23 protein-coding genes and 1 pseudogene are annotated in these 21,422 nt (G+C 47.0%); 3 read left to right on the forward strand and 21 right to left on the reverse strand.

What is annotated here, in order from left to right:
• Window positions 1-116: 116 nt before the first annotated feature.
• The 8 genes from BST96_RS20585 to BST96_RS06405 form a co-directional block, all read right to left on the reverse strand.
• Window positions 117-257 (reverse strand): hypothetical protein, encoded by a 141-nt coding sequence (locus tag BST96_RS20585; protein WP_169713930.1) that lies wholly within the window; start codon window positions 255-257, stop codon window positions 117-119.
• Window positions 258-448: 191 nt separating this feature from the next.
• Complete coding sequence (locus BST96_RS06375) at window positions 449-709, reverse strand: SymE family type I addiction module toxin (protein WP_085757892.1); 261 nt, start codon at window positions 707-709, stop codon at window positions 449-451.
• An 807-nt stretch (window positions 710-1,516) separates the two neighbouring features.
• Entirely contained in the window at window positions 1,517-1,873 is a 357-nt protein-coding gene (locus BST96_RS06380) for a VOC family protein (protein WP_085757893.1), read from the reverse strand.
• 403 nt (window positions 1,874-2,276) lie between these two features.
• Window positions 2,277-2,477 carry an addiction module protein gene (locus tag BST96_RS06385; protein ID WP_085757894.1) on the reverse strand — a complete coding sequence of 67 codons (201 nt, stop codon included), beginning with the start codon at window positions 2,475-2,477 and terminating at the stop codon, window positions 2,277-2,279.
• A 218-nt stretch (window positions 2,478-2,695) separates the two neighbouring features.
• Complete coding sequence (locus tag BST96_RS06390; protein ID WP_085757895.1) at window positions 2,696-3,379, reverse strand: glutathione S-transferase family protein; 684 nt, start codon at window positions 3,377-3,379, stop codon at window positions 2,696-2,698.
• 86 nt (window positions 3,380-3,465) lie between these two features.
• Window positions 3,466-3,654, reverse strand: coding sequence for a hypothetical protein (locus tag BST96_RS06395; protein WP_085757896.1), 189 nt, complete (start codon window positions 3,652-3,654; stop codon window positions 3,466-3,468).
• Window positions 3,655-3,735: 81 nt separating this feature from the next.
• Window positions 3,736-3,984 (reverse strand): DUF1272 domain-containing protein, encoded by a 249-nt coding sequence (locus BST96_RS06400; protein ID WP_085757897.1) that lies wholly within the window; start codon window positions 3,982-3,984, stop codon window positions 3,736-3,738.
• 81 nt (window positions 3,985-4,065) lie between these two features.
• Entirely contained in the window at window positions 4,066-4,428 is a 363-nt protein-coding gene (locus BST96_RS06405) for a hypothetical protein (RefSeq protein WP_085757898.1), read from the reverse strand.
• A 353-nt stretch (window positions 4,429-4,781) separates the two neighbouring features.
• Here BST96_RS06405 and BST96_RS06410 point away from each other — a divergent pair, with 353 nt between their 5' ends.
• From BST96_RS06410 to BST96_RS20940, 3 genes are read left to right on the forward strand one after another with little or no spacing between them, the layout of a single operon-like run.
• Complete coding sequence (locus BST96_RS06410; RefSeq protein WP_157117881.1) at window positions 4,782-4,994, forward strand: helix-turn-helix domain-containing protein; 213 nt, start codon at window positions 4,782-4,784, stop codon at window positions 4,992-4,994.
• A gap of 11 nt (window positions 4,995-5,005) precedes the next feature.
• On the forward strand, window positions 5,006-5,290 hold the full coding sequence (locus BST96_RS06415; protein WP_085757900.1) for a nucleotidyltransferase family protein: 285 nt from the start codon (window positions 5,006-5,008) through the stop codon (window positions 5,288-5,290).
• Complete coding sequence (locus BST96_RS20940) at window positions 5,287-5,613, forward strand: HepT-like ribonuclease domain-containing protein (RefSeq protein WP_240554909.1); 327 nt, start codon at window positions 5,287-5,289, stop codon at window positions 5,611-5,613. The genes BST96_RS06415 and BST96_RS20940 overlap by 4 nt, the downstream gene beginning before the upstream one ends.
• A 55-nt stretch (window positions 5,614-5,668) precedes the next feature.
• On the opposite strand, the pseudogene BST96_RS21455 reads toward BST96_RS20940, so the two are convergent.
• From BST96_RS21455 to BST96_RS06485, 13 genes and pseudogenes are all read right to left on the reverse strand, one after another.
• Window positions 5,669-5,815 (reverse strand): annotated as a pseudogene (locus BST96_RS21455) (hypothetical protein); the annotation flags it as partial.
• Window positions 5,816-5,913: 98 nt separating this feature from the next.
• The gene (locus tag BST96_RS06430; protein WP_085757901.1) at window positions 5,914-6,252 is read right to left on the reverse strand and encodes a hypothetical protein; all 339 of its coding nucleotides are present in this window, start codon (window positions 6,250-6,252) and stop codon (window positions 5,914-5,916) included.
• A gap of 39 nt (window positions 6,253-6,291) precedes the next feature.
• Window positions 6,292-7,305 (reverse strand): alpha/beta hydrolase family protein, encoded by a 1,014-nt coding sequence (locus tag BST96_RS06435; protein WP_085757902.1) that lies wholly within the window; start codon window positions 7,303-7,305, stop codon window positions 6,292-6,294.
• 213 nt (window positions 7,306-7,518) lie between these two features.
• Window positions 7,519-8,496: a TlpA family protein disulfide reductase gene (locus BST96_RS06440; RefSeq protein WP_085757903.1), complete on the reverse strand. Its 978-nt coding sequence runs from the start codon at window positions 8,494-8,496 to the stop codon at window positions 7,519-7,521.
• Window positions 8,435-8,677: a hypothetical protein gene (locus tag BST96_RS06445; RefSeq protein WP_085757904.1), complete on the reverse strand. Its 243-nt coding sequence runs from the start codon at window positions 8,675-8,677 to the stop codon at window positions 8,435-8,437. The genes BST96_RS06440 and BST96_RS06445 overlap by 62 nt, the downstream gene beginning before the upstream one ends.
• A gap of 29 nt (window positions 8,678-8,706) precedes the next feature.
• Window positions 8,707-9,816: a mandelate racemase/muconate lactonizing enzyme family protein gene (locus tag BST96_RS06450; protein WP_085757905.1), complete on the reverse strand. Its 1,110-nt coding sequence runs from the start codon at window positions 9,814-9,816 to the stop codon at window positions 8,707-8,709.
• Between the two features lie 21 nt (window positions 9,817-9,837).
• Window positions 9,838-10,818 carry an asparaginase gene (locus BST96_RS06455; protein ID WP_085757906.1) on the reverse strand — a complete coding sequence of 327 codons (981 nt, stop codon included), beginning with the start codon at window positions 10,816-10,818 and terminating at the stop codon, window positions 9,838-9,840.
• A gap of 57 nt (window positions 10,819-10,875) precedes the next feature.
• Window positions 10,876-11,886, reverse strand: coding sequence for an alpha/beta hydrolase (locus BST96_RS06460; RefSeq protein WP_169713931.1), 1,011 nt, complete (start codon window positions 11,884-11,886; stop codon window positions 10,876-10,878).
• Between the two features lie 227 nt (window positions 11,887-12,113).
• Window positions 12,114-14,480 (reverse strand): S9 family peptidase, encoded by a 2,367-nt coding sequence (locus tag BST96_RS06465; protein ID WP_085757908.1) that lies wholly within the window; start codon window positions 14,478-14,480, stop codon window positions 12,114-12,116.
• Between the two features lie 119 nt (window positions 14,481-14,599).
• A complete protein-coding gene (locus BST96_RS06470; protein WP_085757909.1) occupies window positions 14,600-16,021 on the reverse strand; it encodes an MFS transporter in 1,422 nt (473 codons plus the stop codon).
• Between the two features lie 216 nt (window positions 16,022-16,237).
• The gene (locus tag BST96_RS06475; RefSeq protein ID WP_085757910.1) at window positions 16,238-18,622 is read right to left on the reverse strand and encodes a S9 family peptidase; all 2,385 of its coding nucleotides are present in this window, start codon (window positions 18,620-18,622) and stop codon (window positions 16,238-16,240) included.
• Between the two features lie 218 nt (window positions 18,623-18,840).
• Complete coding sequence (locus BST96_RS21230) at window positions 18,841-19,500, reverse strand: TonB-dependent receptor domain-containing protein (RefSeq protein ID WP_085757911.1); 660 nt, start codon at window positions 19,498-19,500, stop codon at window positions 18,841-18,843.
• Window positions 19,497-21,350 carry a TonB-dependent receptor gene (locus BST96_RS06485; protein ID WP_085757912.1) on the reverse strand — a complete coding sequence of 618 codons (1,854 nt, stop codon included), beginning with the start codon at window positions 21,348-21,350 and terminating at the stop codon, window positions 19,497-19,499. Before BST96_RS06485 ends, BST96_RS21230 begins: the two co-directional genes overlap by 4 nt.
• Between the last annotated feature and the right edge of the window lie 72 nt (window positions 21,351-21,422).

Here is a 21,422-nt window from a genome sequence, read left to right on the forward strand (position 1 = left end):
TGCTTTGCTATGGCAATACCACGATAGCCCTGAACCAGGTAACAATGGATTCCATATGTTGCATCAAATAGTGCTGGTATAACTTGTACCCTTAGTGGTCTAGTTAATGTTGATCTCTAGATTTCTTTCTCAGAGTCAAAATCTTTATCAAGGACACCTGTTTCCTTCAATTTCTTTTCTAAAGCACCGATTTTTAAAAAAGCCAATAATCCAAATGTGAATCCAATCATCCCAAAAACGAACCCAGTTGTATCCATCTTAACCCTCCTCTTTTGACTAGTAGCTATAACGCTGCCATAACCAGCCGGAGCGCGCAGTGCGTAGGTCCAGCCAGCTTTGCTGGCGATAGTTAATGGCCTTGTTATGCCTGTTATAAATGCTCATGACTACTAAGACTCTTTAGCACCCAATAACCCCACCTGCAAAGCATAATAAAGTTGGCTTTGGGTCAGGTGGGTTGCGTTTTGAGAATAATGCAGCCTTGTTTCACTTCTACTGATAGCAATGTATCAATGGTGAAACCTGCCTGATTAAGCCAATAGCCTTTGATTTGAACCCAGGGTACGGGCGGGCTTGAAGCATGGCGATGGCGTGGCTGAAAATCACTGTATTGGTAGTGATAATAACTTTTACGGACTTTAAGTTGACGGTAAGAGGAAAGTTTTTCTTGGGCCGAGCTGGGCTCTGGCGGTATAGTGCGTTTAGCCATGGTCGATATTCCTGTATCGGTTGTGGTTAGCTGCCTCTGGGTGTTGGTGCACTCAGGGGTAGCGACTTTTTGAACTAGCGGTTATTGATAAAATTCCTTTCTTTGATTGAAAAACGCCCACCCATTACGCACTAAAAAACTGTATGAATCAACAGTTTTTTGAAATTATTTGAGCGTTTATTTGGAGGAAAGTCTTGAGGGATTTTCAAGTATTACAGCTTGTTATATTTACGGTGTGCGAGATAACCTATAGCTTGGCTGACGATGAAGATGAGAAACTGCAACAGTGATAATTTCATTTTCCATCTGCTGGAAGATGATACCGTAAGGAAATCCCAGTTGCTCTGATTCGTAGTAATCAACCGAAACCCTACTCCCTGCAATAACTAAGACACTTCAGCGCTTAATATCCCCACCCTTGGGCGTATCTTTTTTTCAACTACAGCATCAAGCCATTTTCCGGTTTGGCCAGATCAACGGGGTCACCCATTAAGAGCTTGAATATTCAGTCTTTTGACAAGAAAAATGACAAGTGCCGGTCCTGAATTACTCATCCCAGCGACGGTAAGGCCAGCCCCGGTGATTCACTGCGACGATATCTTTGGCATCCGGGTGATGGCCGGGGGGTTTAAAAAACGGCAGTGGCCTTTTAGTGGAGGGGAAATAACGGGGGTGTTGGCATAGTGAGTCACCTGCTGGTCCGAGTCACTGCTGTGTTGGTATTGCTGAAAAATTCCTTAGAGCCTGCGTTAACGCCCAAAGCAACCGGCGGTGAGGCCGTCCGATTGCCTTTGCTTGTTAAGCTTTTTATACGGAAAAAACAATTTTATTCTTGTCCAGGTCTCTCACATAGGCTGAATATTTTGGCCCTCGTTGGCCGGGCTCACCCTCACACGTCCCACCCAATTCTATAGCCTTACTATAAAGCCTTTTTACTTCTTCGGTAGAGCCAACATTTAGACCAATCATTGTTCCATTTCCATTGCTTGCAGGTTCGCCATCAAATGGTTTTGCAATTGCGAATGCAAAATCTTCACACTGCCAGAAAGTCATTCTGTCAGTTGATAATACTTGCTTAAGCTCTGTTTTTTCGAACAACGAGTCATAAAATTTGATCGCATCTTCCATGCTGTTTGTTCCAAAAACGCAATAGTCCAATTTCATATATTTAGTATCTCAAGTGATAGTTAAAGTTGATAAAGCTTAACGCTGAGTGAAGGGACATTTTAGCTGCGAAGCAGCGCTTTAAAATGTCCCGCTTGCTAGCTTTGTTACATACGAACTTTCCACCGTCGCGGACTCCTACTGCCGTGCATAACTGCCAACACAATAATTGTGTTTTCTTTAACTATAAAGAAAATACCGAACGGAAAACGCTTAACCAATATTCGATGAATATTTCTGTGAATGACAGGATAATGATGTGGGTTTTTGATGATTTTATCAAGCGAGGCTTACAGGCATAAAATAAAATCCTGACCTAAGCCGTGGCGACATTCTTCATAATATTCGTAGGCCTTTTGAATATCAGCTTCCGCTGCACTTCTTATCCTTAGTTGATAGAACATTAACTTTTTAAGACTCTTCCCTTAACATCAGACCATGATGAACCTTGCTCTCCATCCATCTCAAACTGCGCCAGACGTTGATCAAGCTCATTTATCTGCTCTTGGGAAACATCTAGTGCCTGCTGATCAATGACGACACTATCCCAAAGCTCCTGAGCTAATATTACCTTTTCCGTGTTGCTAAGATCTTGAATTTTCATGATTTTTACCAAATTAAAGTATTCTCTTTGCCGTTATAAACCATGAGGTTTGAATTAGCACAGATTAGGGCATGTAACATTTATATACAGCGCATGCGCATTATCACTCCGCAATATCAATTATCACATCATCCTATATCTTTATTTTCAGAGGATAAAATCTAAACACCTGGCATACTTTCAGGCAGCCGTAAGGCTATCGCGACTGGTGCGTATTGTTAGCTTTTGCGAAAATCCTCAATCAGAACTCCCGACTTAATTGAGTCTTTTTCATGCCCTGGCTCTCTCCATACTTCCTTGAGTGCGCCTTCTTCCCATGCCCGCATAGAATCTAATGAAAGCAAGAGCTCCGCATAACTCAGAGACTCAGCGCTCATATTGAGGCCGTAGGTCCTAATTCGGAATGCTATTGGAGCATAAAACGCATCAGTAGCAGTGAATTTACTTCCTGCTAGAAATGGACCGCCAAATTGGCGCAGGCCTTCATTCCATAGCTCATCAATGCGCGTAATGTCTTTTTGGAGGGAGCCGGTTACTTCATTGAGCTTAACTCTTAGGCCGCAATTCATTGAGCACTGGTCTCGTAATGCTGGAAAGCCTGAGTGCATTTCAGCCGTGGCGCAACGGGCCCACGCACGAGCTTCAGGTCTTTCTGGCCATACCTCAGTGTGTTTCTCTGCGAGATATTCAGTGATTCCTAATGAGTCCCAAATTACCTTATCGTTATCAACAAGACAGGGAACCAAGCCTGTGGGAGAAAAAACTCTGAATTCATTCCAATTTGATCCTTCCTTAAACGAAGTGACCTCTTCAATAAATGGAATTGATAATTCTCTCATCAAGATCCATGGCCGAAGTGACCAAGACGAATAATTTTTATTTGCAATATAAAGCTTATACATTCCACATGTCCGATGGTATGAAAGATATCCGAAATAGGCTTAACGCCTAAATTAGAGGAAGTTCACAGTCCCGTTTGATTGCTTTGTTAGGCATTTGGCTCATACCGCATTCCTGGCATATTAGGTGGCCGAGCCTTAAAACTTGCTTTGTTGTAAAACGGTTCAGTTCCGCCAGCCGCAAATAGATGAACAGAAATGACTCCAGCCTCTTTGCATTGCTTTGTAATATTGGTAATTAGCTCGCTTCCAATAGATTTATTTTTATACTCGATCATCTTTTAGATACCCAACGCTGAGTGTAGGGACGCATGCTGCTTATACGTCTCTGTACGAAGTGCCCTTGCTGCCACGTTTCGTTATGCATTCGCTGCACACCCATTTTCTTTTAGAACACGCTTGGTGGATGCGGGGTTGTTTTTTAATGCCTCTATTGGCCGAATTGGTCGCTGGACAAGATTGCCTGAACAATTAGGGCATATGTGGTTCAGAATATTTTCGGCACAGCTTAAACAAAATGTGCACTCAAAAGTACAGATTACAGCCTCCTTAGATTCAGGCGGTAGATCTTTATCACAGCACTCACAGTTAGGGCGAAGTTCTAGCATTTATATACCTCCATCTAAGACCTCTAACGCTTACAGCAACGGAAGGAGCACGGAGTGCGGAGGTCCGATTGCCTGTGATTGTTATGTGTTTTTATCTTTATCATCAGACTGACTTTTCTCCTGATACATCCCATATTTTTGTTTTTCAACGAGTTCTATAGTGTGTTTAACTCCCGGATTAAAAACAGAGTCCATTTCCATAAATCCACTAGAAATAACCGCATTGCCGATTTCCGATTTCCGTTTAGCAAACCAACCTAAGCCCCCCATTTTATTAGCTAAATAACACCCGATAATGGGGAGAAGCCAAACAAGGAGGTACAACATTATCTGATTTTTTATTGAGGGAACCCATTCATAAATATCTTTACTAAATAAACAGTTTAGAAATACCAATATCAAAACAATCAGTGTAAGAAATACATAATATATAGGGTTCTCCATTATTCCCTCCGTTTTAATCCAGATTTCCTATAAATAGATAACAGCTTATTCAACCGCAAATAGGCATATATCCCCTTGCAGCCATTCTTCAAATTCGACCGTATCCACGACCATTCGACCGAAACCCCACACCCTCTAGTAACTAAGACACTTCAACGCTTAAAACCCCCACCCTTGGGGGTATATTTTTTTCATCCATAGCTTCAATAAGCCATTTATCAGTATCAGCCCAAGTATCTTTGTTGGTATTTGGAGGTTCGTACAAAAGCCCTCAAACCTGCTTCTCGGTACCGGCTACCTACTTCGACAGCAGATCAATGGTTTATATCGAAATAGCAATATAGGGTATCGTTTTGACGCCGAAACAATGTAAAATGGCCCGTGTCGCTCTAGACTGGACAGTGCGCGAGTTAGCCGAAAAAGCGAATGTGGTGCCAAATAGAGTCTCTAATTTTGAGAAAGGGCGAGGCGCACAGATCAATACAGCTAAAGCGCTTGAGCAGGCACTGCTTTCTTCTGATAAGGTTCGCTTTCAAGGCCATACTTGTGTTTGCGTTGAGGACTAACAGGTAATTCTATGCATGCCATTATTAACAATCATCGACAAGAAATTTTAGAGATTGCGCATCAGCGCGGCATTATAAATGTCCGTGTTTTTGGGTCTATGTCTCGTGGAGATGCCGGACCTGATAGCGATGTGGATTTACTCGTACAGTTAGAGTCCGGTCGGTCGGGATTGGCGCTGGGTGGTTTTTTGATGGATGTATCTGAATTGTTGGGGCGCAAAGTTGATGTGGTGACTGAAAAGGCGTTACACCCCAGGTTGCGCGGTAAGATTGTTCAGGAGGCCCAGCCTCTGTGAACCACAAGGATGATGCGGTTTATGTGGAGCATATGCTCTCTTGTATCGATAAGATATTAGAGTATATCGGTAATGATAAGGAAGCCTTTTATCAATCCACTCTGGTGCAGGATGCTGTGTTGCGCAATCTGCAAATTATGGCTGAATCCAGCCAGCGAATGTCCGACGATTTGAAAACTCAATACCCCATGATCCCTTGGCGAGAAATTTCAGGCTTTCGAAACATTCTGGTCCATGATTATTTAGGCATTGATTGTGATGCCGTTTGGTCTGTTGTGGAGCAGGATTTACCCGAGTTGAAAAAAGTTCTGCTGAGCATTTAGTCAACCAAGTACAGTGATCGTTTTTTGGGTCCACAGCCGTTACTGTATAGCCTTGCTGGGCCAGAAATACGGCATTTCTACCTTCACCTTCTGCCAAGCTTAAAACCCGGCCCTTTGGAATAGTGGAAAATTTTTCCTCTAAGAATGTATTTGGCTGCTTTCCAAATGCATACTCTGCTATGTCGTATCTTTCATCCCACATAAGATTACTCTATTGTTTGTTCAGTCTAAAAATACAACGCCAAATTAAGCGAAGCGCAAAAGCAAAGATTTTTTCCCATTTGAACGACTTGCTAGATTTTACCAAGGTAAATTTACTTCAATGGGAGTTGCATCGGGAAAGCGATCACCAACAGCAGGGTCAAGAACGTCGGCAAGATACCTTTCAACGCCCTCCATTTGGTTAGCCTTTACTGTTGCCCATGTAACTTTCAAGTTGTTGTATGTATTTATTTCACTATTACCCCTGTGTTCAGAAATTCGGTCTTTGATTATGCCGCTACCAAGCCTGACTACCGTCTCGCCTGACCAGATAATGTAGACGCCTTTATTATCCTTAAATGTATCAGAATCTAAATTAAGGTGATGGAAGTCACACCAATGTTTATCATCTCCACATATTCCCCATTGTAATTTCATTTAATACTCCTTTTATTGATGATTGATAAAACTAATAGATTATTCACTGAATGTCTTTATAAAAAAATCAACAATGCCTGCGTTGATTTTCCCATGAACAACTTCACGGTCAACCCCATCAGGATCAACACAAAATTTCGGTATTTTTTTCTTAAGTCCATCTGGGCAAGGTGCTAAAAATACAAAGTGTCCGGCATTAGCAATCACCTCATGCTCAGGCGGTATAGGTAAATTGTTTTTATAGCTTCCCGTATGAAATGGTTCTGGCAAATCCTGATCCTGTTCTGCCGAGTAAATCTTGATTGGTACATTCACATTACTGAGAGCCTGCTTATCAAACAACGGCCCGTAGCCGGGCGCAAGTAATAAAGCTGCCTGAATGCGCGTGTCTCGCTCAAAATTCAGCTGACTCGAAATATTCTCAAATCGAGCCTTAGACCATTTAGCACACAATACATCCCCAATTGATACCTTGTTGCAATAGTCAGCCAAGCCATCGAAGGCGGGGTGGCCTCCAAGTGCAGATAGCGCAGTATAAGCACCTATTGAGTAGCCAAGTATGCCTATATTCTTGTGTGCAAGGGTATTTTTGAATCGTTCTTCTTCCAACAGAAAATCAAGTAATAGCGGGACAACCCTGGGCCTCATAACGAGGGGGTCAAGCTGCAAATTATTCGACTTTAGTCCCACTAAGTCTGGATGTGTGGGTGTAGCAACAAAAAAACCGTGCTTGGCCAGATAAATAGCCGTATCAATGTGACTAAGCGAATCACCCGCGAAGCCATGTGAAAGTACTATCAAGCCATTGCTATCATCTGGTACAGCATCTACTGCCAGGCTTTCTATAAATGGGCCAAGTCGCTTATTTCTCGAAGCACGCAGTGTTGGATACCACAATGCAACTTCAATTTTAGAATTTGTTACAGGGTCAGAAACTGTTACCTTCTGATACCCAACCCCTGATAAAACACCCTGATCGCACCCGGCTAAAATCAAGATAAACACCAAAGCCAGGAAATATAGTTTTACTTTTATTAAGGGCTCTATTCTCATTTCTTTAAAGGTCTCCTAAGTGCTACCTGTGGTATAACAACGTATTCAACCGCAAATAGGCATCCCCCCTTGCAGTCATTCTTCAAATTCGACTTTATTCAACGACCTGTAATAACTAAGACACTTCAGCGCTTAATGCCCCCATTCTTAAACGAATATTTTTTTCAACCACAGCTTCAACAATAAATTTTCCGACCCCGTAAGTTAAGCGCACTACCAACGCAAAGTATCCACACCCGATAAATCACCACTCACCCGATACACTTCCCGCCCTTGTTGAATCACAATCAAGGTAGGAAATTGATTGACCCTATAGCGGTAAAACCAACTATTGCGTTGGTCGATGGCTAGAGGCAGGGTGACGGCAAATTTTTTGCGGTACTCGGCCAGGTCTTTTTCGCCGGTCCATAGGCGGGAGACAATGCCCTGCCAGCGAATATGGGGGTTGGCTTTGGCTAAGCGGTTGATATGTTGTTGGGCCTCGGCGCAATATTGGGCATGTTGGGGGCGGGTTTCTGCCAGGTACCAATCACACCAGGTGGCGGTAAATAGCAGGGCGTGGGTTTTGCCGTTGTCGATGGGCAGGGTTAAGGCGGGGCCGGTTTCGATCAGTTGGCTGGCATCCAGTTGCGCGACGGTTTCTGACTGGGCCAGCAGTGCCAGTTTATTATCCAGCGGTTGGTCTGCCTCGTGACCGCGATGCACCAGTTGGCCGTGGCGGTCCAGTAGTAGATGGTAGGGCGTGCCCTGTAAACGAAAGGCGCGCGCCAGGTCGCCGCGGCTATCCATGGCGGTGGGCATGGTCAGGCCGTAGTCTGTTAGGGTTTGTTGCACGGTGTTTAACGGGTCGTTAATGGCCAGATTAATACCCAGCACCGCTATCTTGTCGCCATAACGTTGTTGCACCTCTTGAAAATGGGGCATTTGCTGGCGGCAGGGTTGGCACCAACTGGCCCAGAATTTCAGGTACAGGGGTTGTTTGCCCTGATACTGTGCCAGCGTTAGTGTTTCGCCCGTTAGCAGGGTTATTGGTTGTTGCAATACCGATGCGGGCAGCTTGGCGGCGGTGGCAAAATGGCTGAGTAGTACTAATACACCCAGCCCGTAGCGAAGGCTAGCGGCCAGCCGCTTATTCCCCCGCCCGGTAATAACGCTGATAACGTTTTTTAACATAGCGATTGATATAGGCATTTAATCCCTCCCCTGCCTGTGCAAGACGTTTCATACAATCCACATGGTGTTGGCCCACGGAATCGGCGGTATAGGTATAGGCTTTTTCCGAGCCGGCAAACCAAACCGTTAATTGGTTAAGCCCAATGGCATAGTCGGTAACACCGCTGTCGTTATGCCGGTTTTTATAAGGTCTGGCCATCGTCAAACTCCTGATATAAACGGCCGCGCTTACAGCGCAATGCCCCAGTGATTGTCCAGGGCGCTGCTATCAAACTGCGCACCGTGCCCCGGGGTTTCTGGCACATGAATAACGCCGCCCTGTTGCGAATCGTATTCAATACCACCCACTACCGGGTCGCTGGTAAAACCAAAAAACGAATCCAGGTCCAGAAAATAAATATTGGGTCTGGCCATCGCCAAATGCGCCGCCGCCCCCAAGGCCAAACGGGATTCGCCAAAGCAACCGATCATACAAAGGCAACCGGCCGCCTCGGCAATGGCATTGATTTTAAGGGCGGTATAAATACCACCGGATTTACCCAGTTTGATATTGAGATAATCGGCGGCACCGCTGCGCACCAGTTTTAGGGCGTCTTTATCGGTAAATACGCTTTCATCGGCGCAGATAGGCAGGTCGACTTTATCCCGCAGGCGGGCCAGATTATCAAAATCCCATACCGCCAGCGGTTGTTCGCTGTACTGTAAGTTCAGTGACTGCATGGCATTGATATTGGCCACGGCGGTGGGGTAGTCCCAGCCCTGGTTGCTATCCATTTTTATAGCAATATCCGGCCCGGCCAGTTCCCGCACCGCCGCCACATGTTCAACATCGACCAGCCCCGGCCGGCCGACTTTCATTTTTATTGCATCAAAGTTTTGCGCCAGAATAGCTTTGGCCTGCGCCACGGTTTCGGCAACGGTGTCTTGATGGCCGATGGTCAGGTCGGTACGCAGTGGCCGCTGCTCGCCACCTAAAAATTGGTATAAAGGCATGCCCGCCGCTTTGGCCGCCAGATCATATAGCGCCATATCAAAAGCCGAACGGATCGATGACTCGCCAACAATAAAACCGTTGATGGCTTGCATACGCTGTTCAATGGCCAGAGGGTTTTTACCCAGTATTAATTGCGCCAGTGGCTTGGCGGTTTCGTAGGCGGTTTGTTGGGTGTCACCCACAATATAGGCGCAGGGGCTGGCTTCGCCCCAGCCGATCAGGCCGGTATCGGTGGTCAGTTTAACCACCACATTTTCAGCGCCGGTGATTTCACCGATGCTGACCACCAAGGGTTTATCGTAGGGGACATTGAGGGTGTAGATATCAACGGCGGTAATTTTCATGGGTTTACTCCTGATAATAATTTAATAAAACAAGGCTTGAATCGCCGGTGCAGATAGCCCGTTATGCAAACCCAATATCAATGCAATGCGCGCTTTTTGTGGCGACAAATCGGCGGCCATCAGGCAGCCCAGTTCTTGCAGGGTTTGGCCGCCGCCCTGATAGCCGTATACCGGCCCAACCCTGCCCTGTTGTACTCGGCTGGACACGGCCACACACACACCGGCTTTAATCGCCGAGGCAATAGCGCGGTATTGTTCGGTGTTGGTATTGCCCGCGCCCAGGGCCTGTATAACCAAACCTTTGGCACCGGCGGCCACGGCGGCATCGATTAACGCGCCGTCGGCTCCGCCATACATGGCGACGATATCAACACGGGGAAAGTCGGCATGGGTTAATGGCAGTGTTTTATGGGGCTGCGGTGGTTGGTAAAAATACACCGCCTGTTGCGCAATACTGCCAAGACAACCCGCCTCACCCGCCGCAAAACCCGCCAACTGTTCGGTATGAATTTTTTGCACATCGCGGGCAGAAAAAATATGTTGATTGATAACCACCAACACACCTCGCCCACGGGCCATGGGCGAGGCCGCTACGTTTACCGCCTGTAAAAGATTGCGCGGCCCATCGCTGTCCGCTTCCGAGGCATGGCGCTGGGCGCCGGTTAGTACCACGGGTTTATCTGTTGCCAAACAACAGGCTAAAAAGAAGGCGGTTTCTTCCAGCGTATCGGTGCCGTGGCTAATCACTACGCCGTTAACGTTTGTATCTGCCAAGAGGGTTTGCAGCTTGTTATACAGTGCGTACCACTGTGGTGGCCCCATATAGGCGGAAGGTTGGTTGCTAAAGGGGTGTACTGAAATAGTGGCACTATCAGCCAGCGCCGGTACGGTTGCCAGCAGGGCGTCGGCATCAAGGGCAGGCAGCACTCGCCCGCTAGCGGGGTCGCGTTTCATGGCAATGGTGCCGCCGGTGGTGAGTAGATGAATATTGGGTGTTTGCATCTTTAGTAAGACACAATTGGGCGGGGAAACCCCACCTCCGGGATTAAAAATTTTTGATCACTTCAAGTACTGATCAAAAAACCTTACCACCTCCCGGTGTAGTTCATCGGTTTCTGGCAGGTCCGGGTTGTAGTGGAAGACATGGTCCAGGCCTTCCCAGATATGGAGTTCGGCGGGAACGCCCAGTTTTAACAGATGGCGATGAGTAGTGACGGTCTGGCTCAGGGCAAAATCCCGGGTGGAGCTGGCGAGGAATGTAGTGGGAAAGGCCTCTAGCAGTGTACTGGATTGGGCCGGGGTGGCTTCCGGGCTGTTAAGATCAACCCCTTGATAATAACGCGGTATAATATCCTCTTTAATACCCAAACCCAGCGAGGCCTGTACTAACGCATCACCAATGGTCACTGAATCCCCCAGATCAAAACGGGTAGCGCCAGACGCCAGTAGCCCAATAGCCATAGGTAATGGCAGTTTGCGCTGCTGCAATCTGACCAGTGTCTGCGCGGTCAGCTCGGCACCAGCAGAGGCGCCATAAATACCTATCTGTTGAGGCTTATAATCCGCAAGCAAAGCGCTATAAACTGCTTCAACATCATCAGTAGCAGCAGGGAAACGATGTTCCGGTGCTTTGCGGTAGTCAATGCTGATGACTTTAATTTTTCCCAGAGCAGCAACAGGTAATGACTCCAGCACCCCATTGGTATGAGTACCATTTTCGAACGAACCGCCATGGAGGTTAATCAACACCCGATTGGTATTGGCCGGTGAGATACCTGCAGTGGGTAAAAACACTTCGCAGTTAACACCGGCCAACGTTTCGGTAGTGCTGGTGGCAGCGTAGCGCGCTATCAGGGAGGCATATACCGGGCCCTGAACAAAACGTTGTTGAGCCTGATGTCGAACGGCAGCCGGGTCGCTGGGCACTGTGGTGGCGGCTGATATCTGTTGGCACAGATAATCGCGGTAGCACTTGATGGCCTGACGGGATTCAGCCGAGAGTAATGCTGAGTCTTCCAGCCTAAAGGCCGGGACTTTAATTGAGGTATGTGTATCGGCGGGTTTAGTCATGGTTACTATCTCCTTATGGTGCATCATCACACCGACAAGGGTGCTTAGCTGATAAAAATAACTGTTTACTCGTTGGCGGCAGTCAATGAATAAAAATTGATAGACACATCGCACAATGCCTGTCGCCGCCGGGAGTGATACTGGAGAGCCGGGCGATAATCCGCACTATTGACTTTAATTCAGCCCTGCACTGCCACAGCACTCGATTTCAATTTTATGTATATTGATCAATACCCGCTGTCACTGTTAAGTAACGGGCTGGTGTACTCGACCATACTGTCGTAAGCGGTCTCCAGACGAAAATCTTGCGGGGGTGTTTCACCGAGTAGATGCTCTACCACATAGTCCCAGCTGCGCTGGATGGTATAACCACAGGCACCATGGTCCAAGTTGGGCAGCAGTAACATATCAAAGCGTTTGTTGGCCTGCCGCAGGGCCTGAATTAAACGGAAGGTCATAGTGACGTACATACACCAATCCAGCATGCCATTGATAATCAGTAATTTGCCCTGTAGCTGATCGGCGCGCTGTTCAAATTCCGGCCACTGGCTAAGGTCAGCACCCAGTGGATGGGCTGCGGCAATATCGCCTTCCATTAAGCTGCAAGCCATGGCATTTATACTCGTACCCACATGGTAAAAATCCGGATGCACCAGCATGCCCATCAAGGCGGTGGGGGTGCTGCCAAATTCCACGACCCCGACCCTGTTCAGGTCTATATAGGCATATTGTTCAGCCAATTGTTGTATACCCGCAATGCAATCCGTTTTATAGCAGCGACTGGAATGCATCGGTGCCAGTGGGAAGTCTGGGTTTTGGTAGCTGTTAAAGGTGGTATCCCTGAGGCCATCGTTGCCGCGCCCAAAAATGATAACCGTGACAAAGCCCAGTTCAGCGTAGGCCCAAGCGGAAAGGTAGGACATACTGTAATGGTTATTACTAAAAGCACCTACAGGGGATGCATAATAGTAGGTGCAGTCCAATACTGGGTAGGATTGCTCAGGGTCAAAATGCGAGGGGCGAAAGACCACACCGTAGATATCGGTTTGCCCATCGGCGGCTTTTAGCATCACCGGTTCTGGCCAGGTAAAGCCCTCAGGCAGGCCGCTGATATCGGCGGTTTCTAGTGTGCTGAGAGTTTGGCCTTGCCGGTCCAGCAGCAGGCTAACCGGAGGGGTATCAACCCGAGAAAAGGTGGTCACCAGATAACGGCCGTCGGGTGAGACGCCGCTGGCGTTAGGGTGGCCTACGGATATACGGCTTTGCTGGTCACAGACCACATATTCACCGTCGCTGGCGATCACCTCGGTAAGGGCTCCGGTATCCATATTGACCCGGCAGATATCGCAGTAGTAAGGGTTGCGTCCGGCTTCACGTCCGGCGGTTTGTATCCACAGTTCCCGCTGTTCGGTATCTATATGCAGTATATTGCGCACAATAAACTCGCCTTGAGTCAGCGGGTGTTTTAGCTCACCAGTCGTCAGATCATAGAGGTAGAGATGCGCCCAGCCACTGCGCTCGGAGTACCAGATCAGTTCGTTGCTCTCTGGCAGAGGGGTGAGCAGTGGGTGGATATGTGAAAGGGGTATTACCGTGACGGCAAAGTCTGAGCGCTCTTCAAATAACACTTGTGTGCCACCCGTATGGCTGTCCAGCTTTACCACGTTGACTAACTTGCCGCCCCGCTTCTGGTCAACAAAATAAGCATGCCGACTATCTTTATCCCACCAACCGCGCTGGCCGGTAAAATACCCTCCATAGGGCGGATATGTGGCTGGGCAATCAGGATAGTCGGCATAACAGCAGTCACCCGTTGTTATATCAATGGTGAGGAACCGGTAAGACTCAATATGCTCATCACCACCAAAAGCTACACGGTTCTCCGGGTTGCTAACGACGGGTCTAAGGCTGCCATCGGCAGGAACATGCTCTATCAAGGGGGGAGCAATAGCTACCTGACGAAGATCGATACTATGAGTAAAAATGCGCCGGGAATCTGGCGACCAGATAGCCTCTAATGAAACCGAGCTACTTTGCTGGCCATAAATCGACATAGGCTGAGAGGAAGCGTATTCATAAAAACGCTCACCATCATCCGTTAAAGCTTTCTCTTCACCACTCTCAAGGTCATAAAGCCATAGATTGTAATCACGGGAGAAGAGGGCTTTTTTACCATCGGGTGATTGCTTCCAGCCTGCGGGTAACGCTTCAATTTGCTTACATGTTTGGGTGGCGCTGCTGTAAGCCCAGTGCTTGCCAAAAGCTTCAAAGCAAATCGTCTCCGGGGCCTGAAGCAGGTCAAGGTTGTCCAGGGGGAGGTTATCAGCCTGAACGTCTTCACCACTGGCCTGTGTTAGCGCTATAGCCAGTAAGTTATGATCAAAGGCGTCTTCGTTAGTACTGGCTTTTGCATCAACTTTGCGAAATACCTGCCCATCACGGGTTTCACGTTTATACCAAAAGCAATGGCTCTCACCCACCCAATGGGGATACACCGTGGTGTTAAAAGCAATGCTTTTACTAAACGCGCCTTGCTCTAAAGTTTCGGCCCGACGGTAACGCGCCAACAGCTCTTCTGAATATAGTGTCTTCATAAATTTATTACCTTCGTGCTATAGATTATCTGAACAATACTTATCTGTAACGGCAACAGGCACAGCAAGCTATAAATACTTACCCACTAAAAAACCTGTTAACGACTAATGCAAGGCCCTCACTTTAAGGCTGGAACAGCATCACCAGACAGCGACTTTGACTGAACAACATACTGGCTTGCCCGCTCTGCTCTGGCATCTAAACGCCTGCGAATAACTGCGTGACGCTTTTCTGTGATGGCAATACCCGGGACACACAAAGCCGCCACAAAAGACAACAACATAGGCATTACGCCAATACACAACACCAACCCCCAGTACGCCCCTTCCGGCTGGGATGTTTTCGCTGGATCAAACCCCCACCACCCTGCCAAGGCAATCGATAAGGCAATACCCATCGCGGTCATAGATTTCATCACCAAAGATTGCAAAGAAAAACAACTCGCCGAACGGTCAATACCCAATTTGAAGGTGTTGTAATCAGACACATCGGACAACAATGAGAATAATGCAATATTGCCAAGCGCACTCGCAGTAGCATAAAGCATTTGGAATATGGCATAGAGATGAAGACTGTAAGGCGACTTGAGTAATACCACCGGAAGCAGAAAAACAGTAATAGCAAACACCATGATTGATAACCGCAGTGCCTTGATTTTCCCTAAGCGAGTAATTATTTTCATGGCTGGAGCCACCGCCAAACTGGCGACAACCAAATGCAGTAAAGACAAATAAACATAATAGTCACCCATGTCCAACCAGATATCCATCACCATAAATTCCAGACCAATGTAAAATCCCTGAGCCAAAACATAAGCAATACTCACCGCCAAAAACCATAACAATGGCCGGCTATGCATTAAAGCGTGTATTGCCTGAAAAGGGTTCTCTGTTGTTTTGAGACTTTCTGAATAATGCGCGCCAGTGGGCACATAACGCAGCAATACAAAAAGGGTTGGCATAACTAACAACCCGGCAGCCACCACTAAATAACGCATAGTCTCTGGTGTTACTTCAGAACCTTCAGTAAAGGGCAACATCGGTATAATCATAAAGACCATCATGCCCATATACCCACCCAAATTACGGTAGCCGTAGACTTTGTTTTTTTGCTCGGATATCGGCGATATTTCTCCCCCCCAGGTAAGGTGAGGAATTTGAAACAACGTAATAGACAGGTAAAACAATAAATACCACAGCAGAAAATAGGCAATGGTTACGCTCTCTCCTGGGTTCAGTAAAAACCATGCACAGGGGATTAACAGCAAGGCGCCGCCAATCACAAAGGGGCGTCGACTGCCGGTGCGGGCATGATAACGATCTGAGAAATAGCCAATAGCAGGGTCAGTGACTGCATCAAATAACCCAGCCACCAGCATGACGATGGAAATCGATGCCAGCGACAAACCATGATGCTTGGCATAAATACCTGACAGGACGTTATTAGAACTCATTAATAACAAGACAGGCGCTACTGGCAAGGCGTAAGCGATACCGATTAGTGGCGTAATGGTGGTGCTGGTTTTTTTTGGTAAACTCATCTATTTATCCATAGCGGGATATTGCCGTTTTAAAGACGCTATAAGTAAGATGTATTTATGGTGAAAAACCCCACCTCGGTGGGGTAAAATAATTTCTGATAGTCAATTGATGTAGAGCAGCAAACATGCACCAACATCAACGCACCCACTTCACTAGCGCAAGAATTCAGGCTTGTTATATTGTATCCAGCACAGAAGCTTTGCTTTTTTGTGCTGTTAACCCAACCAAACCTGGGGGGAAACACCTTGCAAATAGGCCACAAAATAATCCCAAGTGCGACGGATTACATAGGGATCATGGCTATGCCCCAATTTAGGGAGCAATAACATATCAAAGTCTTTATCTGCTTTTTTTAAGGCCTCAACCAGCCTGAAAGTACTGGCTGGAGAGATACACCAGTCGAGCATGCCGTGGATTAATAATAATTTACCCTGCAACTGATCGATTCGTTCTTCTGCGTATGAATGCTCTACTTTCGGGCCTGACAGCCCTTCATATTTTTCGGCCATCATTGGGGCAGACATTAAGCGGCTATCATGCACACAACTACTGACGCCTACTTTAAAAAATTCGGGGTAACGCAACATCCCTTCGATACAACCGGACCCCCCTGACGAGTGAGCGGTAATTCCCACACGATCAGGGTCCATATACGGGAAGCGCTGGGCTAGCTGACGAATACCTGCCACATGGTCATCAATACAACTGGCCGTTTGAAAAGAGCCATAGCACTCATCGTGAAACGCCTTGTTCCGTAAAACTGTCCCCCGGCCATCAATTTGTACCACAATAAAACCTAACTCCGCTAACGCTGCAGCATCCATAGTAGGCCAGCCACCTGCAACATCATTAGTAAAAGAGCCTTTGCCCACCCAGGGTATTTCCGGATTATTAAAACCGTGTGAAATCACAGGATAAGAACGCTCAGGAGAAAAGTCACTCGGCCTAAACACCAAACCATAGATATCAGTTTGACCATCAGCAGCCAATAACTGGACCGGCTCTGGCCACTGCCAAGTAGAGGGTAGCGCAGAGGCATCCGCCACCTCCAATTCCATCACCTTATCACCATCACGATTGATCAAAAAACTGACAGGCATCTCATCAGCCCTTGATTGTGTTATTACCGCAAAATCGCCAAGGGGGTGAATACCACATGATGCGCTAACATCACGATAAGATCTCGCAACACCCATACTAAATTCCGTTTGCACAATAGTGACGTTGTCATGGTTACTAGCAGTAAGTGTTATAAGCTCACTTGTATCTATATTGACTCTAACCAGATCACGATAATAGGGATCAATAGTTGAATCCCGAGCAGCAGTTTGCAGAAACACCTCTCGGCGAGCCTGATCAAAATGTGCAATGTTGCGTACCAGCCATTCACCCGAAGTAACCGTATTTTTAAGTGTTCCTGTATTCAGGTCATATAAGTAAAGATGCCCCCAACCACTACGCTCTGAAAACCACAGCAATTCATTAGTCTCAGGCAGTGGGCGCATTGTGGGATAGTCATCACCCCCTAGCATCAGGTTAATTTGAGTCAGTGAGTGCTCCGTCAAGAGCACCTTGGTGGCACCAGTATGCGTATTAAATTCTACTACCTGTACCATTTTGTAATCGCGCGCTACATCTACGAAATAAGCGCGCTGACTATCATTTGCCCACCATCCTAACTGGGAGGAAAAAAAGCCATAGCCATTTCTTGTAGCGGAAATCTGCGGGTAATCAGCAGGGCGAATTTCGCCCGTGATCACATCAATCGCCAGCAGACGCACTTGCTCAGCGTGCTCATCGCCGGGGTAGCCCACTTTAATTTCTTCCAACTGTGGACGTATACCCCCATCAGCGGGGACATGGTGCACTATTGGTAAGGACAACACCTTGCGCGTATCACGCTGTAAGGTGAAAAGCTTGTTTGAATCGGGAGACCAACGGACTTGAGCGCTAGCTACATCATTGCACCTGCCCCAGACAGTGGACATAGCACCATAAGCATAATCTTTTTCGCCATCATGGGTTAACTGGGTATCTTGTTGAGCTTCAAGGTCGCAAACCCAAATATTGTGCCCTTTAATAAAGGCTGCTTTCTTTTTGTCCGGTGATAGTTCCCAATCTTTAGGTATTGATGATATCTCACTACAGACACCGGTTTGTGTGACAAAACACCACTGCTTTTTAAACGCAGTAAACCGGACCGCTTCAATCGTCTGTAATGCATTATTCGGCAAAGAGCTGGATAAATTTAATGTCATTGCCACGGCGCTAATCGGAAGATCATTTGGATCTACCTGCTTATTAGCCGCTTTTTCTAGTGCATTAGCCAACTGCTTGTGATCAAAAGCAATTTCATTGCTGGCTGATACGGCATTCACTAGTCGGTATTGCTTACCGGGCTTGATTGCCCCATTGGTGGTGGCAGCGCTGTCCCACATCTTGCGTTCATACCAAAAACACGCACTGCCTTTAATCCAAACGGGGTACAGTGTGGCATTAAGCACCATATGATTTTTACTTATATCTTCTATGAGAGTTTTGGCCCGCTGGTAGCGAGCGGCCAATGTATCGTTATCGCTTTTTATCTGTTGCTTTTTCATTCTATTATCCGTTAAAAAATAATTCTTTGTTAAACATTCTTCGTTAAACGCAGGGCTTAGCGATTGAGAATAGGTATAGTTCGTTAAGACCCAGACACCGCATGCCAAGCGGCCTTGTCCATGAAAGGCCTTTTGGAATATCAGGAAATAGTGGTAAAAGAAGGGGCCGAACAGATAACCTTTGGCCCCTGGACAATAAGAGAATTTAGAATTACTAACTAAAAATCATAATCCAATTTAATACCAAAGGAACGACGAGGACGCTGGGTGTATCTACTCGTAACGGCAGTAGAAATAGTAGAATCCGTCTCATCCAGCAGATTTTCGCCAAACAACTTAAACGTGAAAGACGCCCACTGAAGACCAAGCTGTCCATTGAGAATGGTTAATACTTCAGAATCATCAGTTTCAGGAAGAAGTCCAAAACCTCGAAGCGTAGTTGTAGTGGGACCCTGCACATTATAATCAAGCCGGGCAAAACCGGGCAAAGACTTAGACCAATCAAATTGATAGTCGGCTGTTAATGAATAATTATACTCCGGTACATTATCCATCGGATCCCCTACAATTTTTCCGCTCACACCCGGGCTCAGGGACGTAAATTCAGAATCACTTATATTACCATTAAACCCAAGAGTGAGCTGCTCACTGGTCGCCCATCGAACCTCCCATTCGATACCTTGCACTTCAGCTTCACCAGCGTTTTGTAATGAGGCCAAATTTGACATGGGGTCAAAAATCGATTCAACAAAATTAGTAAACTCACTGTGATAAATCGCCACCTCTGTACTGAGGGTGCCCTCTAACCAAACCGCCTTTGCGCCCAGCTCATAGGTCAGTAACTCCTCTGGATCATAGGATTTAACACCACCATCTATCGTGTTACTGGGGGGTTAAGACCACCACTTCGAAAGCCTTCAGACGCACTAAAGTAGATATTCGCATTATCCGTAGCCGCATAGGACAGATGAATTTTGGAGCTAACATTATCAAAATCATCGTCGAGCGTCAGACCATCAGCTGCGGTAAAAATACTGCGGTCGTCCTTAAACACCCTTGTCCCAATACCGATGGTCCATTGGTCAGTAAAGGCATAAGAGATATTACCGAAAAAGGCTCCTGAGTCTGATTTGTTAACTGTGGGTGGCGTTGCGGGAGTAGCAATCAACTCCCCAGGGTTATCAGGAAAAAAAACACCGGCAGCATCGAAAGCTAAACCACCTGCATCTTCTTGGCTCAGTTCAGATTCTGCCAAAAAAACACCGACTATCCACTCCCATGCACTGTCGCTATCAGCAGCACTGCTTAAACGAATTTCTTGCGAGGTCACCTCTGTTTCTTGCAAAAAATCTATCGTATTAAATTCAACTACATTTTCATCAGCTACCGGCAAGCCTTGGTCTACGGTGAGAAAGACTGGAAAGTTTGCCCTTAGATTTGAAGTTTCTACACTAGATGCCACCGCAGTAAGCACTGCATTGCCGAAGTCATAAGTGGCTGTGACATTATAAATATCATGCTCATCAGTAAACCCAAAAGGTAAATACGGGTCTGCCGCTGATCGTATAAGACTCTCTGGTTGCGGGGCTCGCCCGCCACTGCTAACAATATTCGGCCCCCCAGCATTAAGCCGGTGCCGGACTACCATGGCCGTAATCGCCAGATTATCCGTTGCCTGCCATAATCCTTTGATGCGAATATTAGAGCCTTCATTATCATTAATATCCTCCTTAATAACGGCCCCATCCCGATCTATCTTATCGATCCAGCCAGCCTTATTTTCATAGGTACTGGCAATACGAAATGCCAAGGTATCGTCCACAACAGGGATATTCAGCACACCTGTTAGCTCTTCACTGGTGCCACCCTCTTTTGTGTGATAAGCAGACACCCCCAAATGACCGCCAACACTATTAAATTCAGGGTTCTTAGTGATAAAACGAATCGTACCGCCCACAGAACCCTGCCCAAATAAAGTACCCTGAGGGCCGCGCAACACCTCCACACGCTCCAAATCAGTCGTTCGGATATCAGGTTCATTGATCGCCACCGATATAGGAACCTCATCAAAGTAGGTACCTACTGTAGCAAACGGTATATTGCTACTACCAATACCTCTCATATAATAACTTGTCACTCCGGGCCCAGGTGAAAACGCAGACAGATTAGGGACAAAATAAGTTAGATCTTCGCCGTTCTGAATCCCCCGAGCCTCAATAGCCTCCCCAGTCAACGCCACCACACTAATCGGCACATCCATCAAATTCTGTTCCCGCTTCTGCGCCGTAACCACAATTTCTTCCAACACCCATCCCTGATTATCTTCACTACTCTCCTGCGCCATCACACTCTGCGAAGCACCCCCTGCCCCCATCAAAAACCCAACCGTTGCTGCCAATAATTGTTTCTTACTGTTCATCGTCTCTTCCCCATTAATGGTATTTATCGAGACCCTGGGGTAGCGCACTACAATTACCCCGTGGTCCGTTAAACGACCGGAAAGACCTGTGCCTTGCAGTAATATCTGCAGGGCGCCCTCAACGGTGTATGTACCGTGTACGGCAGAGGACGTTAGGTTTTCAGCAAGCGTGGAAGACACCAGTAAACTGTGCCCGGTGGTGGTGGCGAGGCTATTCAGTGCCTCGTAGACCACCTGTGCGGGCAATGCCAGTGGATAGGTGGGCGCGGGCGGGCCGGTTGACTGGCCGCGGCGCTGAGTATCCAGCAAAGCATTATCACTCCTGCAAGCTGACTGGCTACACGGTGTGCTGTGTTTCTTGCCGGTCGTGTATATAGAAAG

Source organism: Oceanicoccus sagamiensis (assembly GCF_002117105.1).
GTDB lineage: Bacteria > Pseudomonadota > Gammaproteobacteria > Pseudomonadales > Dasaniaceae > Oceanicoccus > Oceanicoccus sagamiensis.

What these genes read in the sequence shown, in the direction of transcription:
- BST96_RS20585 (WP_169713930.1), bottom strand. Translation starts at nt 257, where the DNA reads ATGGATACAACTGGGTTCGTTTTTGGGATGATTGGATTCACATTTGGA.
- BST96_RS06375 (WP_085757892.1), bottom strand. Translation starts at nt 709, where the DNA reads ATGGCTAAACGCACTATACCGCCAGAGCCCAGCTCGGCCCAAGAAAAA.
- BST96_RS06380 (WP_085757893.1), bottom strand. Translation starts at nt 1,873, where the DNA reads ATGAAATTGGACTATTGCGTTTTTGGAACAAACAGCATGGAAGATGCG.
- BST96_RS06385 (WP_085757894.1), bottom strand. Translation starts at nt 2,477, where the DNA reads ATGAAAATTCAAGATCTTAGCAACACGGAAAAGGTAATATTAGCTCAG.
- BST96_RS06390 (WP_085757895.1), bottom strand. Translation starts at nt 3,379, where the DNA reads ATGTATAAGCTTTATATTGCAAATAAAAATTATTCGTCTTGGTCACTT.
- BST96_RS06395 (WP_085757896.1), bottom strand. Translation starts at nt 3,654, where the DNA reads ATGATCGAGTATAAAAATAAATCTATTGGAAGCGAGCTAATTACCAAT.
- BST96_RS06400 (WP_085757897.1), bottom strand. Translation starts at nt 3,984, where the DNA reads ATGCTAGAACTTCGCCCTAACTGTGAGTGCTGTGATAAAGATCTACCG.
- BST96_RS06405 (WP_085757898.1), bottom strand. Translation starts at nt 4,428, where the DNA reads ATGGAGAACCCTATATATTATGTATTTCTTACACTGATTGTTTTGATA.
- BST96_RS06415 (WP_085757900.1), top strand. Translation starts at nt 5,006, where the DNA reads ATGCATGCCATTATTAACAATCATCGACAAGAAATTTTAGAGATTGCG.
- BST96_RS06430 (WP_085757901.1), bottom strand. Translation starts at nt 6,252, where the DNA reads ATGAAATTACAATGGGGAATATGTGGAGATGATAAACATTGGTGTGAC.
- BST96_RS06435 (WP_085757902.1), bottom strand. Translation starts at nt 7,305, where the DNA reads ATGAGAATAGAGCCCTTAATAAAAGTAAAACTATATTTCCTGGCTTTG.
- BST96_RS06440 (WP_085757903.1), bottom strand. Translation starts at nt 8,496, where the DNA reads ATGCCTATATCAATCGCTATGTTAAAAAACGTTATCAGCGTTATTACC.
- BST96_RS06445 (WP_085757904.1), bottom strand. Translation starts at nt 8,677, where the DNA reads ATGGCCAGACCTTATAAAAACCGGCATAACGACAGCGGTGTTACCGAC.
- BST96_RS06450 (WP_085757905.1), bottom strand. Translation starts at nt 9,816, where the DNA reads ATGAAAATTACCGCCGTTGATATCTACACCCTCAATGTCCCCTACGAT.
- BST96_RS06455 (WP_085757906.1), bottom strand. Translation starts at nt 10,818, where the DNA reads ATGCAAACACCCAATATTCATCTACTCACCACCGGCGGCACCATTGCC.
- BST96_RS06460 (WP_169713931.1), bottom strand. Translation starts at nt 11,886, where the DNA reads ATGACTAAACCCGCCGATACACATACCTCAATTAAAGTCCCGGCCTTT.
- BST96_RS06465 (WP_085757908.1), bottom strand. Translation starts at nt 14,480, where the DNA reads ATGAAGACACTATATTCAGAAGAGCTGTTGGCGCGTTACCGTCGGGCC.
- BST96_RS06470 (WP_085757909.1), bottom strand. Translation starts at nt 16,021, where the DNA reads ATGAGTTTACCAAAAAAAACCAGCACCACCATTACGCCACTAATCGGT.
- BST96_RS06475 (WP_085757910.1), bottom strand. Translation starts at nt 18,622, where the DNA reads ATGAAAAAGCAACAGATAAAAAGCGATAACGATACATTGGCCGCTCGC.